General features: G+C 66.0%; 12 protein-coding genes. 3 read left to right on the top strand and 9 right to left on the bottom strand.

Annotated elements, in window-relative coordinates:
- Positions 1-7: 7 nt before the first annotated feature.
- Both GGQ62_RS02220 and aspS read right to left on the bottom strand, forming a co-directional pair.
- Positions 8-817, bottom strand: coding sequence for a polyphosphate kinase 2 family protein (locus GGQ62_RS02220; protein WP_152576687.1), 810 nt, complete (start codon positions 815-817; stop codon positions 8-10).
- Positions 818-821: 4 nt separating this feature from the next.
- Positions 822-2,603 carry an aspartate--tRNA ligase gene (gene aspS / locus GGQ62_RS02215; RefSeq protein ID WP_152576688.1) on the bottom strand — a complete coding sequence of 594 codons (1,782 nt, stop codon included), beginning with the start codon at positions 2,601-2,603 and terminating at the stop codon, positions 822-824.
- A 188-nt stretch (positions 2,604-2,791) separates the two neighbouring features.
- Between aspS and rnd the strand changes: the two genes are divergently transcribed.
- Positions 2,792-3,958: a ribonuclease D gene (gene rnd / locus GGQ62_RS02210; RefSeq protein WP_152576689.1), complete on the top strand. Its 1,167-nt coding sequence runs from the start codon at positions 2,792-2,794 to the stop codon at positions 3,956-3,958.
- 27 nt (positions 3,959-3,985) lie between these two features.
- On the opposite strand, the gene GGQ62_RS02205 is transcribed toward rnd, so the two are convergent.
- From GGQ62_RS02205 to GGQ62_RS02190, 4 genes are all read right to left on the bottom strand, one after another.
- Positions 3,986-5,461: a Ppx/GppA family phosphatase gene (locus GGQ62_RS02205; RefSeq protein WP_243445978.1), complete on the bottom strand. Its 1,476-nt coding sequence runs from the start codon at positions 5,459-5,461 to the stop codon at positions 3,986-3,988.
- Positions 5,462-5,550: 89 nt separating this feature from the next.
- On the bottom strand, positions 5,551-7,749 hold the full coding sequence (locus GGQ62_RS02200; RefSeq protein ID WP_152576690.1) for an RNA degradosome polyphosphate kinase: 2,199 nt from the start codon (positions 7,747-7,749) through the stop codon (positions 5,551-5,553).
- A gap of 46 nt (positions 7,750-7,795) precedes the next feature.
- A complete protein-coding gene (locus tag GGQ62_RS02195; protein ID WP_152576691.1) occupies positions 7,796-8,413 on the bottom strand; it encodes an HdaA/DnaA family protein in 618 nt (205 codons plus the stop codon).
- A 145-nt stretch (positions 8,414-8,558) separates the two neighbouring features.
- Positions 8,559-9,890 carry a heavy-metal-associated domain-containing protein gene (locus tag GGQ62_RS02190; RefSeq protein ID WP_152576692.1) on the bottom strand — a complete coding sequence of 444 codons (1,332 nt, stop codon included), beginning with the start codon at positions 9,888-9,890 and terminating at the stop codon, positions 8,559-8,561.
- A gap of 79 nt (positions 9,891-9,969) precedes the next feature.
- Here GGQ62_RS02190 and purM point away from each other — a divergent pair, with 79 nt between their 5' ends.
- Together purM and purN are read left to right on the top strand one after the other, a co-directional pair.
- Positions 9,970-11,058 carry a phosphoribosylformylglycinamidine cyclo-ligase gene (purM, locus tag GGQ62_RS02185; protein WP_152576693.1) on the top strand — a complete coding sequence of 363 codons (1,089 nt, stop codon included), beginning with the start codon at positions 9,970-9,972 and terminating at the stop codon, positions 11,056-11,058.
- Positions 11,051-11,992 carry a phosphoribosylglycinamide formyltransferase gene (purN, locus tag GGQ62_RS02180; protein ID WP_152576694.1) on the top strand — a complete coding sequence of 314 codons (942 nt, stop codon included), beginning with the start codon at positions 11,051-11,053 and terminating at the stop codon, positions 11,990-11,992. Before purM ends, purN begins: the two co-directional genes overlap by 8 nt.
- 37 nt (positions 11,993-12,029) lie before the next feature.
- On the opposite strand, the gene ndk is transcribed toward purN, so the two are convergent.
- The 3 genes from ndk to GGQ62_RS02165 all read right to left on the bottom strand — a co-directional run bounded on the left by ndk (position 12,030) and on the right by GGQ62_RS02165 (position 14,522).
- Entirely contained in the window at positions 12,030-12,452 is a 423-nt protein-coding gene (ndk, locus tag GGQ62_RS02175) for a nucleoside-diphosphate kinase (protein ID WP_152576695.1), read from the bottom strand.
- 95 nt (positions 12,453-12,547) lie between these two features.
- Positions 12,548-13,003, bottom strand: coding sequence for a DNA polymerase III subunit chi (locus tag GGQ62_RS02170; RefSeq protein ID WP_167649441.1), 456 nt, complete (start codon positions 13,001-13,003; stop codon positions 12,548-12,550).
- A gap of 28 nt (positions 13,004-13,031) precedes the next feature.
- Positions 13,032-14,522, bottom strand: a complete 1,491-nt coding sequence (locus GGQ62_RS02165; RefSeq protein WP_167649440.1) for a leucyl aminopeptidase — start codon at positions 14,520-14,522, stop codon at positions 13,032-13,034.
- Positions 14,523-14,622: the final 100 nt, after the last annotated feature.

Genomic DNA, 14,622 nt, shown 5'->3' with positions numbered 1-14,622 from the left:
CCCTGGCTTAATTGCCGATATCGATCGTCCGGTTCAACGCCGCCTCGGCCGTGGCAACGAGCGCCGGGTCGGCCGGCGGGTAATCAAGGTCGATGTCCTTCGAAAGGACCGCAACGACCGTCTCGATGCTCTTGATCCGGGCCGATTTCTTGTCGTTGGCAGCAATCACCGTCCACGGCGCGTCCGGGGTCGATGTACGCTCGAACATGTCGTGATAGGCTTTGAGATACGCGTCGCGGTTGGCGCGGTTGTGATAATCTTCCGGCCCGGTCTTCCACCGCTTCCACGGCGTTTCAATCCGTTCCTTCAGCCTTTTGTCCTGCTCATCCTGGCTGATGTGGAGGAACAGCTTCACGAAGCGCGCGCCGTCGGCGATATGCAGCGCCTCGAAGGCATTGATCTCGTCATAGGCGCGCTGCCAGTCCGCCTTGGGCGTCAGCTTGTCGACGCGTTCGACGAGCACCCTGCCATACCAGGTGCGATCGAAAACGGCGATTTCGCGCCGGCCCGGCAGGCGTTGCCAGAACCGCCAGAGGAAATGATGATCGGCCTCCGGCTTTGTCGGCGCACCGATCGACCAGACATGGGTGTAGCGGTGATCGAGCGAGCCGACGAGCCGGGTGATCAGACCACCCTTGCCCGCGGCGTCCCAGCCTTCGAGCGCGATGACGGCCTTCAGGCCCTGGTTGATATACGCCGCCTGGATCAGCTCCATCTGATGCTGGAGCGCGGTCAGGCGGGTTTCATAGGTTTCGGTGTCGAGATCGAGGTCTGCCTCGAAATCGGCAAGGTCGATCGTGCCCGGGTCCTTTGCCATTGCCTCAATCGACCGTGCGGATGTGAAGTTCGCGCAGCTGCTTCATCGTCGCCGGCGCCGGCGCGTTCATCATCAGATCTTCGGCCTTCTGGTTCATCGGGAAAACAACGACTTCGCGAATGTTCGGCTCATCGGCAATCAGCATGACCATGCGATCGACCCCCGGTGCCGACCCGCCATGTGGCGGTGCCCCGAACTTGAAGGCATTGATCATTCCCGAAAAATTGGCGTCGACATCGGCAGCGCTATAGCCGGCGATCTCGAATGCCTTGTACATGATTTCCGGCCGGTGGTTCCGAATGGCACCCGACGACAGTTCGACGCCATTGCAGACGATATCGTACTGATAGGCCTTGATGGTCAGCGGGTCCTGTGTCTCCAGCGCCTCGAGCTCGCCCTGCGGCATCGAGAATGGGTTGTGGCTGAAGTCGATCTTCTTGGCGTCCTCATCATATTCGAACATCGGAAAATCGACGATCCAGCAGAATTTGAAGACATTCTGCTCGATCAGCCCCAGTTCCTGCCCGACCCGTGTGCGCGCCAGGCCGGCGAGCTTTGCCGCCTGCGGCTCCTTGCCGGCCGCGAAGAAACAGCCGTCGTCCGGGCCCAGCCCGAGTTGGTCGTAGACCGCCTGGATGCCGGCCTCGCCATGGTTCTTGGCGATGGGACCGCCGAATTCCCCGCCCTTGCGGGTGACATAGCCGAGCCCGGCATAGCCTTCGGCGCGGGCCCAGTCGTTCATGTCATCGAAGAACTTGCGGCTCTTCTCGGCCGTGCCCGGCGACGGGATGGCACGCACCACATTGCCGGCTTCGACCATCTTGGCGAACAGGCCGAAGCCGGAACCGCGGAAATGTTCGGTCACGTCCTGGATGACGAGCGGATTGCGCAAATCGGGCTTGTCGTTGCCGTACTTCAGCATCGATTCCGCATAGGGAATGCGCGGGAAGGCCCCTTGCGTCACTGCCCAGGGCGTGCGCCCGCCAAAGCCGGCGTTTTCCTCGAACACGCCGGCCAGCACGGGCTCGATCGCTGCAAAAACATCGTCTTGCGTGACGAAACTCATTTCGAAATCGAGCTGGTAGAATTCACCGGGCGAGCGATCGGCGCGCGCGTCCTCGTCGCGAAAGCACGGCGCGATCTGGAAATAGCGGTCGAAGCCCGCCACCATCAGCAGCTGCTTGAACATCTGCGGCGCCTGCGGCAGCGCATAGAATTTTCCCGGGTGGACGCGGCTGGGCACCAGATAGTCACGCGCGCCCTCGGGGCTGCTTGCGGTCAGGATCGGGGTCTGGAATTCGGTGAAACCCTGGTCGATCATGCGGCGCCGCAGCGAAGCGATGACGTTCGATCGAAGCATCATGTTGGCATGCAGCCGCTCGCGGCGCAGATCGAGAAAACGGTACTTCAGGCGGATGTCTTCAGGGTATTCGGCGTCGCCTGCGACCGGCAGCGGCAGCTCCGTCGCCGCCGACTGGATGGTCACCGTCTGGGCTCGAACCTCGATGTCGCCGGTTGCCAGATTGGCGTTCACTGCCCCGCCTTCGCGCGCAACGGCATCGCCGGTGATCGTGACGACCGATTCGAGCCGGGCACGATCGAGCGTTTCGAAGGCCGGCGACCCCGGCCCGACGACGATCTGGGTCAGGCCGAAATGGTCGCGAAGATCGATGAACAGCACACCGCCATGGTCGCGCTTGCGGTGGATCCAACCCGACAGCCGAACGGACGAACCGGCGTCGTGGGCGCGCAGGGCGCCGCAATTATGGGTGCGATAGGCGTGCATCGTTGCTGTCTTCCGGTCGAAATGGTCCTGCCCCGCTGATCCCGAGCAAAGTCGCGGGACGCCCCGACAGCCGGCGCGTCCCGCGACTTCGCTCGGCATGAGCGGATTTGGGACAAGGGTGTTTGCTGGGGCGTGACACACTGCTGCCCGGCCTTTGTCAAGCATGCGCGCCTGCGCTATGCCGCGTCATGCTGATTCATCCGCTGATCACCGACACCGAAACCCTGGCCGCGCTTTGCGCCCGCCTGGCCGAAGCCGACTTCGTTACGGTCGACACCGAATTCATGCGCGAAAGCACCTATTATCCCGACCTGTGCCTGGTGCAGGTCGCCAGCCCGACCGAAGCCGCCGCGATCGACCCCAAGGCAGATGGTATCGACCTGACACCGCTGCTCAAGCTGCTGGTCGAGGACGAGGTGCTGAAGGTCTTTCACGCCGGCGGCCAGGATCTGGAAATCATCTACAACCTGACCGGCAAGACCCCGGCGCCGCTGTTCGACACGCAGATTGCCGCCATGGCGCTCGGGCTTGGTGAACAGATCGGCTATACCAACCTTGTCGCTGCCTATTCGGGTGTGCAGATCGACAAGGGCGCGAGGTTCACGGATTGGGCGCGACGGCCGCTCAACGATCGCCAGCTCGATTATGCCATCGGCGATGTCACCCATCTGGCGACCTTGTTTCCCAAGATGGTCGACAAGCTGCGGCGCACCGGCCGGGGCGCCTGGCTGGACGAGGAAATGGCGCGCGCCTGCGACCCCGCCACCTATGCCAACGATCCCGACAAGGCCTGGACCCGGCTTCGCCTGCCGAGCCGCAAGCCCGAGGTTCTCGGCCGGCTGAAGGCGCTGGCGCGCTGGCGCGAACTGGAGGCGCAGGACAAGGATGTGCCGCGCGGCCGCATCATCAAGGACGAGACGCTGGGGGACCTTGCCGGCAGCCCGCCGCGATCGCAGGCCGATCTCGCCAAGGTGCGCGGCCTTTCGGCAGCCTGGGCAGCGAACGCGATCGGTGATCGGCTGATGCGCTGCCTGCAGGATGCCGGTCCCCTCCCCGCCGACGAGATGCCGGCGCGCGAGGCGCAGCGCCCCGGCCTGTCGAGCGAGGGCGCGCTGATCGCCGACCTTTTGAAGCTGCTGCTCAAGATCCGGTCCAAGGAGACCGGCGTGGCGCCCAAGTTGATCGTTCGCGGTGACGATCTCGATGCGCTGGCTGCCGGGGTGCGCGACGGGCTGCCTGTGCTGCAAAGCTGGCGCCGCGGCCTGTTCGGCGACGATGCGCTGGCCCTTGTCGAAGGGCGGCTGGGATTTGTCGTCAAGGACGGCAAGCTGACGATGACACGCGTCGCCGATTGAGAGCCGCTTCTCGACCCGCCGGCGCTGTCAGCCGATCAGCACCTTGGGCTCGAGCCCCAACGCATTGCCGAGCAGCTTCAACCGGCGGGTGACGGTTTCGCCGGCGATTGCCGCAAGTGTCGGCGCCAGGCGCAGCACCACGGCATTGTCGACCCGGTCGAGCCGGCTCGCGGACAGCGCGCTGGCGGTACCGCCGGTCAGCCGCTGTCCGAGCCGCAGCGCCAGCCCCCAGGCGCGGGCGCGCGCCAGCAACGCCGGTGGCGCCAGCCGGCCGAGGAGGGCGAGCACCGGCGCGTCATTGGCGCCGCCGAAGCAGAAGTGCAGCGCTGTCGCCAGTGCTGCGCGCTCGGCGGCCGTGATCGCCACCCAATTGCCGTGCAGCGCCGTGTCGACACCGCGCTCCGGCCGAAAATCGGGATGTGCGCGCCAGGCAATGTCCGACAGCAAACAGGCCGCCAGCCGCAGGCGACGATCCCCCGCCGGCTCGGCCCCGTTCTCACCCGCCGGACCGAAAAGCCCGTCCATCCAGGCGAACAGCATGTCGCCATGTTCGGGGAAGCGCCCCTGCCGCATACCTTCGCTGCGGGCGGCGGTGACAAGCGGGTCGAGCCGCTGTTCACGGGCGCCAAGCTGGCCATAAAGCAGGCCTTCGCGCAGACCGAAACCAGAGGCGATGACGCTGGAACTGCCCAGTCGCTTGACCGTCGCGGCGAGCAGCATCGCAGCCCCCGGCAGCGACGGCAATCGCGCCGTCGACAGGTTGGGAACGGTCTTCAGCGTCGCCAGGTCGACCTGGGTCAGGCTGCGTACCAGAGAGCTTGCGGCCGCCACCGGCATTTCATACTGGTGGACGATCGGCAGCGGGTGATCGCTGTAATGGATATGGATCTGGGCGAGCGCCCGCCATGACCCGCCGACCATATAGAATGGCCGGCCGCGCCCTTCGGCAGCCCATTCGACGGTTGCCAATGCCTTGCGGATGAAGGGCGCCAGCGCGCGGCGATCGCGTTTGCGCACGGCATCGAGCCGCAACGAACCGATTGGCAGCGAGATGCGATCGAGCGCTTCGCCGCCGGCGACGCGGATGAGCTCAAGGCTGCCCCCGCCGAGATCGCCGACCACGCCATCGGCGTGCGGGATCCCTGAAATGACGCCGAAGGCAGCGCCGCGCGCTTCGGCCTCGCCACTGATGGTTTCGATCGTCAGGCCGGTTTCACGTTCGACGCGATCGATGAACTCGTCGGCGTTCGCCGCCTCGCGGACCGCTGCTGTGGCGACGACCTGCAGCGTCGTTACCGACATCGCGCGCGTCAGCGCGGCGAAGCGGGCGAGCGCAGCGACGGCTGTGTCCATGGCGCCCTTGCCGAGCCGGCCATTGGCAGCCAGGCCCCGCCCCAGCCCCGCCATGACCTTTTCGTTGAACAAGGTCGCCGGGATGCGCGTCAGCCCCTGGTAGACCACGAGCCGCACCGAGTTCGACCCGATATCGATGATCGCGATCAAGCCGCCTGCCGCCACGTCAGCGTCGTTTGCGTCTAATGCCACCGGGCCCTCGATCCATTGTGCAGCGCCGAAGACACGCAAAGCGGCTGTTATGCAAGCCCCGCCGCATCACTGGCATCGTCGAGGTCGTCGTCTTCCTGGTCCAGCATCAGATGCGGGACTCCCGCCGACCCCTTGAGCGCGGCGCCGCGTCCGGACAGCGAGGGATTGGTCATGAAATAGCGGTGAAGATTGAACGGCGTGTCGTCGGCCGGCAGCCGCGTGTACGTGCCATCGGCGCCCAATTCCCAGCTCTGCTCGGTGTCCTTCAGATTGGCCACCATCACCTGGTCGAGCACCTGGGCATGGACGGTCGGATTTTCGATCGGCACCATCACCTCCACCCGGCGGTCGAGGTTGCGCGGCATCCAGTCAGCCGAGGAGATATAGAGACGGGCATGGGCAGACGGCAGTTCATGCCCGTTGCCGCAGGCGAAGATGCGGCTGTGCTCGAGGAACCGGCCCACGACCGAGCGGACCTTGATCGTCTCGCTCAAGCCGGGCACGCCGGGTCGCAGGCAGCAGATGCCGCGAATGATCAGCTCGATCTCCACCCCCGCGGCGCTGGCGTCGTACAGTTTTTCGATAATGCCCGGGTCGACGAGGCTGTTGAGCTTGACCCAGATCGCCGCGGGCTTGCCGGCCCGGGCGTTGGCGATCTCGCCGTCGATGAGCGAATAGAGCATGGCGCGCATGGTCAGCGGCGCCATGCCGAGCTTTGCCAGCCGGGTCGGCTGGACATAGCCCGTGATGTAATTCAGCACCTGGGCCGCGTCGCGCGCCAGAACCGGATCGGCCGTGAAGAACGACAGATCGGTATAGATGCGTGCGGTCACGGGATGGTAATTGCCTGTCCCGAAATGCACATAGGTGCGGATGGCGCCACCTTCGCGCCGTACCACCATCGACAGCTTGGCGTGGGTCTTCCACTCGACAAAGCCATAGACGACCTGGACGCCGGCCCGTTCCAGCGCCGACGCCCAGAACAGGTTCTGCTCCTCGTCGAAGCGCGCCTTCAGCTCGACCACCGCGGTGACCGACTTGCCGGCTTCGGCAGCGTCGATGAGCGTGCGGACAATGGGCGAATTCTTGCCCGCGCGGTACAGCGTCTGCTTTATGGCGATGACATCGGGATCGGCGGCCGCCTGCTTCAGAAACGCCAGCACCACCTCGAAGCTTTCATAGGGGTGATGGACAACCAGGTCCTTGGCGCGGATCGCCGCGAAGCAATCGCCGCCATGTTCGCGGATTCGTTCGGGGAAGCGCGGCGTATAGGGTTCGAACTTGAGGTCGGGGCGATCTTCCTCGACCAGCAACGCCAGGTCGGCGACGCCAAGGACGCCGGTCACCACCGTGGTGTCGCGCTCGCCGACTCCCAGCGCCTGCTGGACCAGACGGTGCAGGCCGGGCGGCGTCGAAGCCTCGATCTTGAGCCGGATGACCTCGCCGCGGCGGCGGCGCTTCAGCGCGGTCTGGTAGAAGCGGACAAGGTCTTCCGCCTCTTCCTCGACCTCGATATCCGAATCGCGGATGACGCGAAAGGCGCCGTCACCGATCAGGCTGTAGCCGGGAAACAACTGGCTGAAAAAGGCCCGGATGGTGTTTTCAAGACTGATGAAGCGGATCGCCGTGCCCGGCAGCCGGATAAAGCGCGGCAACATCGACGGCAGCATCAACAGCGCGCGCAGCAGTTCTTCATCGGACTTGCGGCGCAGCTCGAGGATCAGCGAAAATCCCTTGTTGGGGATGAACGGAAAGGGGTGCGCCGGGTCGATCGCCTGCGGCGTCAGCACCGGGAAAATCTGTTCAAGAAAATGCTTCTCCAGCCACTGCCGCTCCCCGGCGGCCAGATTGTCCGCGGTGATGACCTCGAAGGCCGCCGCCTTGAGTTCGCCAACGAGCACATCCCAGACGCGCTGCTGGGCCTCCATCAGGCGATCGGCGCGGGTGGCGATGGCGGCGAGCTGCTGCGCCGGTGTCATGCCTTCCGGGCTAAGCGTTTCGATACCGGCCCGCACCTGGCCGCGCAGCCCGGCGACGCGAACCATGTAGAATTCGTCGAGATTGTTGCCGGAAATCGACAGGAAACGCAGCCGTTCGAGCAGCGGATGGGCACGGTTTTCCGCCTCCTCCAGCACGCGGTCGTTGAAGGCGAGCCAGGACAGTTCCCGATTGATATATCGGTCACTGACGCCGGTCTGGGACGGGCGGTTCCGGGTCGTTGCGAAGGCTGTCGTGCGCGAATCCATGGTCTTTCATACGCCAGCCTGTGTCACAGGTCGATGACAGGCTGCCCTACAGCCCCAGTTCGCCCTGTTCCTCGAGCAATGCCCGGGCCATCGGCACAGTGATGTCGCGCCGTTCCGACAGGGCCGCCTGGTCGAGCCGCGCGACGACGTCGGTGGCAGCGGCAAAGCTGCGCTCGATCCGCGTCACCAGCCAGGCGACGACATCGTCCCCGACCCGCAGCCCGCGATCGGCAAAGCACTTCACCAGCACGGCGGCGATCAATACATCGTCGGGGTCCTCGAGCCGCACCTGCGGGGTCGCTGCAAGACGGGAGGCAAGGTCGGGAAGACGGTGCGCCCAGAACCGCGGCATGCGGGTGGCCGTCATCAGCAACGGTCGCGCCCTGTCCGCCGCATTCCAGGCGTGGAACAGCGGTTCGCCATCGGTCAGAAGGTCGGCGTCGTCGAAGACCAGGGCCGGCTGGCGTGCGGCGAACATCGCGGCCAAGTGGCTCTTGCCCGATGCCGCCGGCCCGATCAGCACACAGCGCGGCATCGGCCAGAGGTCGGGCCGGGCGAGCCACGCCACGGCGTCACGATTGGTGTCGGACGTGACGAAATCCTGTTCCGACAGCCGAGGACGATAGACGAGCGGCAGCGCCGGTTGCTCTACCAGCGGCGTCATCTGCCGCTGCCGCCGGCGATCCTGGCCCAGCGATGCTGCGCCAGACCACCGCAAAGCCGGACTGAAGAAGCGGGGCACATGATGCCGTCAGCGGCTGTGCCCAGAGGCCGGATGCCGCGCTCGCAGCACGGCACAGGGTCGCCGATCACATGGCCTCGCCGGACGGCGGCCGGGTCGCTGGCGGGGCGGGCGCACGGACGGGCGGCGGCGCCGCACGCGCAGGGTCGACCGTTTCGATCTGGCCTTCGGCGCTGACAGCAGTATCGGGCGAAACGATGACCGGCGGTCGCGGCGCGGGGACTGGCGGCTCGTCCGGCAAGCGGCGGCGCAACAGTGTCTGGTCGTTGGTGGTGACCAGCCTTAGCCCCTTGCCGTCGAGTGCATAATCGAGCGAATCGCGCGCGACATCATAACCGATCATCATCCGCGACGTGCCGCCCAGCGACATGCTGGTGATCGTCACCGATGTCACCCCCGGAGTCTGGCGGACCAGCGCTTCGAGCGCCGTCACCGTCGCAGCGTCGGGCGTGGCGACCGCGGCCTCGATCGTCGCTGCCAGTCCGGTGCCGTCGTCGGCGCCGGTGGCGACGGGAGCACCGATCAGCGGCCCGGCGCCGACCAGCGGCGCCAGTTCCAGCGCCAGATCGGGCTCGCTCTGCAGCCGACCGTCGCGCAGCGCGACCGCATAGATCTCGTCGATCTGGCGAACGGCGGTGTCAAGCATCGCGTCGAGCGCCTCGGGGCTGGCAGAAGTCAGGGTGAAACGCCCGAGCTCACGGGCGTCCGGCCCCTCCCGCGCGATGAAAAGCCCGGTGATCGGGCCGCCCGGCCATGCCCTGGTCAACCGTGCTTCCGGCACCAGCACCTGGACGGCATCATAGCGGGTAAGGACGTTGCGCCAGCTGCTGCGGTCAGGGCGCGTCACCTGCCACGTCGTCAGCAAGATGTTGTCACTTGCCGAGCCGGTGGCGAAGACATAATCGAGCGGCGTGACATTCTCGCGAAAACGGTCCCATGCCGCCCGCCACGGCGTGCGCGCCTGGTAGATCTTGGCCGCGCCGCCATCGTTGAACAGTGGCAGCAGCAGCATCGGCGGGGAGTGCAGGCCGGCGCCCGTCGCACCCAGATGCGTGGCAGCCCGCGAGCGGTCGAACACGACTCCCAGGCGGGCGATATAGCGCGTCTGCGAAAACCGCTCGCCCTGGCTTTCGATGCCCGACACCATGGCATCGAGCTGTGCGTCGGTCAGGCGCGGCGCGGCCGTGGCCGGACCGCCGGTGAGGCGCGACCACAGCAGAGGCCACGCCTTGCGCTGGGCGATGCGATATCCGGCCATGCGCGCCGACTGGGTATTGGGACCGACGACATCGACATCGATGCCGCCGATGGCATAGGCGCTGCCGCTGGTGTTTTGCGCCAGGACAGGCGCCGCCAGCCCAAGGGCGAACCACAAAATCAGGCGGATCAGCATTCTCACGCCGGCCGTTCTAGCGACAAGAGGCGGAATGCCAAGCGAGAAGCTTGGCCCTGCGCGGTGCCGGCGCTAAGGACGGGCCATGTCGAACCACAAACCGTTGACCTATGCCGATGCCGGCGTATCGATTGCCGCCGGCAACGCGCTGGTGAAGATGATCGCGCCGCTCGCCCGGGCCACCGCGCGCCCGGGGGCCGATGCCGAGCTTGGCGGCTTTGGCGGCTTCTTCGACCCCAAGGCCGCCGGCTACAAGGATCCGCTGCTGGTCGCTGCCAATGACGGCGTTGGCACAAAGTTGAAACTGGCCATCGACACCGGCCGCCACGATGGTGTCGGCATCGATCTGGTGGCGATGTGCGTCAACGATCTGATCGTCCAGGGTGCCGAGCCGCTGTTCTTTCTCGATTACTTCGCGAGCGGCAAACTCGATCTGGCCGTGGCGTCATCGGTCGTCGCCGGCATTGCCGAAGGCTGCCGCATCGCCGGCTGCGCGCTGATCGGCGGCGAAACCGCCGAAATGCCGGGCATGTATGCCGATGGTGATTATGATCTGGCGGGATTTTCGGTCGGCGCGGTCGAGCGTGGTGAACAACTGACTGGCGCCGATGTCGGGACGGGCGATGTGCTGATCGGCGTTGCGTCATCGGGGGCGCATTCGAACGGCTATTCGCTGATCCGCCGCATCCTGTCGCTTCGGATGCATGATCTTGCGGCACCGGCGCCGTTCGATCCGACCGTGACATTGGCCGAGGCGCTGCTCGTGCCGACCCGCATCTATGTGAAGGCGCTGCTGCCGCTGGTGCGGGCCGGCAGCATCAAGGCGATGGCGCATATCACCGGCGGCGGGTTCCTCGAGAATATTCCCCGGGTGCTGCCGGCCGGCGCGCGCGCGGTGGTCAGCGCCCCTGCCCTGTCGCCGCTGTTCGACTGGCTGCGCAGCGAAGGCGGCATCGCGCCGGGCGAAATGGCGCGGACCTTCAATTGCGGCACGGGCATGGTGGTGGTCGTGGCCGCCGATCGCGCCGATGCCGTGGTCGCGGCGCTGGTAGCCGCGGGCGAAGGCGCCGCTGTCATCGGGCGGATCGAGGCCGGCACCAAGGGCTGCGACGTATCGGGTGCCGCCGGGCTTTGGGGCGCCGATGCGGCGTGGACGGCATCGCACGATGGCTAGGGCGCGGGTCGCGGTGCTGATTTCGGGCCGCGGGTCGAACATGGCAGCCTTGCTCTACGCGTCGCATGCGCCCGACTGCCCCTATGAAATCGTGCTGGTGGCATCGAACGTGCCCGACGCGCCCGGGCTGGCGCTTGCACGTGCCGAAGGGGTGCCGGTCTTTGCCCGCGCGCATCAGGGGCTCAAGCGTGCCGAATTCGACGCGATCATCGACGCCGAGCTGGAGCGCGCCGAGGTGCAGTATGTGGCGCTCGCCGGCTATATGCGGCTGTTATCGGAAGGCTTTGTCGCCAGCTGGGCGGGACGGTGCCTCAACATCCACCCGTCATTGCTGCCGCTGCACAAGGGGCTCGACGTCCATGAAGCCGTGCTGGCGGCCGGGGAAACCGCGACCGGCTGCACCGTGCATCTGGTGACCCCGGCCCTCGATGACGGACCGATCTTGGGGCAGGCCCGGGTGGCGGTCATCGCCGGCGATACGCCCGAAACACTCGCCGATCGTGTCCACTATGCCGAACACCAACTCTATCCGCGCGTGCTGGCCGAGCTGGTCAGCGGTACAACCGGGGTGGACGCGCAGCTCGCCAGGGTTCGCGCGCTGGCGCTGGCGTTGCCGGAGGCGGGCGAGAGACTTTCCCATGGTGCACCCGGCTTCTTCGTCCAGGGCGGCAAATTCTTTGCCTATTTCAGCCATGATCATCACGGCAATGGCGTGACGGGCCTGCTGGTCAAGGCCAGCGGCGTCGAGGAACAGGCCCAGCTGATCGAGAACGACCCAGAGCTTTACTATCGGCCGGCCTATTTCGGCCCGTCCGGCTGGATCGGCATCCGCTTGGACCGCGGCGCGGTCGACTGGGATCATATCGGCGACTGGCTGGCGCGCAGCTGGCGGGCGAGTGCGCCGAAGCGGCTGGCGGCGATGCTGGACTTCTGAAGCGACGCCCTCCCCCGACCGGGGAGGGCGCGACGCCTTAGCCGGTGATTTCGGTCTGGGCGAAGAAATAGGCGATTTCGGTCGCGGCGTTTTCGTCACTGTCCGAACCATGAACCGAATTGGCCTCGATCGATTCGGCGTGGATCTTGCGGATGGTACCGGCATCGGCATTGGCGGGGTTGGTGGCGCCCATGATGGCGCGATAGGCCGGAACGGCGTCTTCGCCTTCCAGAACCTGGACGACGACCGGACCCGAGATCATGAACGCAACGAGTTCACCAAAAAAGCCGCGTTCGCGGTGGACGGCGTAAAAGCCTTCGGCCTGGGCCTGGGTCAGTTGCAGACGCTTTTGCGCGACGATGCGCAGGCCGGCGCCTTCGATCATGGCGTTGATGGCGCCGGTCAGGTTGCGGCGGGTGGCGTCGGGCTTGATGATCGAAAAGGTGCGCGTGATGGCCACGGGAGAACTCCGTTATTACAATAGAAAGGGGTGGAAAGCGCCGCTCCCCTAGCGGTGGCCGCTTCGGATGGCAAGGATTCCCGCAAAAACCGCCGTCATGCTGCCTTTTCGAACCGCCCACCGTCAGTTTCCCGCCAATAGATCGGCCGCAACCCTTCGCTGCGCGACACCAGCCGCCAGCGCGCTCGAGCCGTCTCCACGGCATCCGCGTCGAACAGGTACATCACCCGCGACAGGCCGGTGAAATCATCGGGCAGATCGTCACCGACCTGCGCCAGGCAATCGGCGCCATTGGCCGCCGGCAACGGCGCAGCGGTCAGCAGCACCGGCTGCGATGCTGCCCGGCCTGCCTCGATCTCCGCCTCAATGCCATGGGGCAGGAAGCTGTCGGGCGCAAAGTTCCACAGCGCCAGATCGAGGCGCGCCAACAGCGCCGCGTCCTGGCTGCGGATGACGAGCCGATGACCGGCTGCGAGCGCCTTGGTGACGAGCGGCGGCAACACCGCCTCGGCCCGCCGCTGCGCGAGCTGGTAGAAGCCGACGTCGATCACGGCCCTGTGCCTTCCGGTGATGGTCGGCTCAGGCTTCGTGATTTTCGGCGATGAAGCGGTCGAGCAGACGCACGCCATAGCCCGTGGCGCCCTTGTCGAACAGGGTTCCCGCCTTGTCGGCCCAGACCATGCCGGCAATGTCGAGATGTGCCCATTTGACGCCGGGCTTCACAAACCGCTTGATGAACTGCGCCGCGGTGATCGACCCGCCGTTGCGCGGACCGACATTCTTCATGTCGGCGATCGGGCTGTCGATCAGGCTGTCGAAGGCATCCCCCAGCGGCATGCGCCAGAGTTTCTCGCCGCTGGTCTCGCCCGCTTTCTGCAGCTGCATCGCAAGGCCGTCGTCGTTGCAGAACAGCCCGCCATATTCATGGCCCAGGCTGACGATGATGGCGCCGGTCAGCGTCGCCAGATCGACGACGACCTCGGGATCATATTGTTCCTGCGCCCACCAGATCGCGTCGCACAGGACCAGCCGGCCCTCGGCATCGGTGTTGATAACCTCGATGGTCTGGCCATTCATGCTGGTGACGACATCGCCGGGGCGCTGGGCATTGCCATCGGGCATGTTCTCGACCAGCCCGACGACGCCGATGACGTGCGATTTCGACTTCCGCGCTGCCAGCGCGTGCATGGCACCGGTAACGGCGCCGGCCCCGCCCATGTCCCATTTCATGTCTTCCATGCCGGCTGCAGGCTTGATGCTGATCCCGCCGGTATCGAACGTGACACCCTTGCCGACGAGAACGACGGGCCTGGCATCAGGACTGCCGGTGCCGTTCCAGCGCATCGCCATCAGCCGCGGCGCACGGCGCGAACCCTGCGACACGCCGAGCAAGGCGCCCATGCCGAGCGCCTGCATTTCCGGCTCCCCGAGTACGGTCAGTTCGATGCCGAGATCGGCGAGGTCGCGCGCGCTTTCGACAAAGCTCTCGGGGTAAATGATGTTCGCCGGCTCGCTGACGAGGTTGCGGGTGCGCTCGACCCCTGCCGCAATGGCGGTCAGTTCGGCCTGGGCGACCTGCGCGCCGGAGACACCCAAAATATCGAGCTGATCGAGCGTCGGTTTCGCCTTGGCCTTCATCGTGGTGCGATATTTATCGAACCGGTAGCTGCGCAACATCGCGCCATGGCCAAGATGCGCCGCCGCATTGGCAAGTGGCAGCGCCGCGGTGATGCCGGACAGGTCGATCGAGACACGGGTTTCGCCGCTGGTCAGCAGCCGGGCGGCAATGGCACCACCGATCTTTTCGAACACGGCCGCATCGGCCTTTTCGCCTGGGCCCATGCCGATGACCAGAAGCCGGGTCGCAGCGATGCCGGCGGCACCGATGATTTCGACGACCGCACCCGCGTCGCCTTCGAAACGCGCCGTGGACAATGCCAGCTTCAGCCGGCCTTCGCTCGCCGTATCGGCCGCCGCCGCCGCCGCGCTGAGCATCATGTCGGGCCCGGCAAGCACGACCTGCGCATGGGGGTCGGCTGCGGGTGTATCGGGGTAACCAAGATTGAGCATTGCGAGTCCTTCAAGCGATGCCCGACGGTTTAGTCCGCACGCGATGCCGGCGCAAACATGGCAAAATGTCCATTGCATGGTGGACGTATCGGATCGGGGC

It is taken from the genome of Polymorphobacter fuscus (assembly GCF_011927825.1).
Lineage (GTDB): Bacteria > Pseudomonadota > Alphaproteobacteria > Sphingomonadales > Sphingomonadaceae > Sandarakinorhabdus > Sandarakinorhabdus fusca.
Note: the sequence above shows the minus strand (reverse complement) of the source record. Positions and strands in the feature narration are given on the sequence as shown.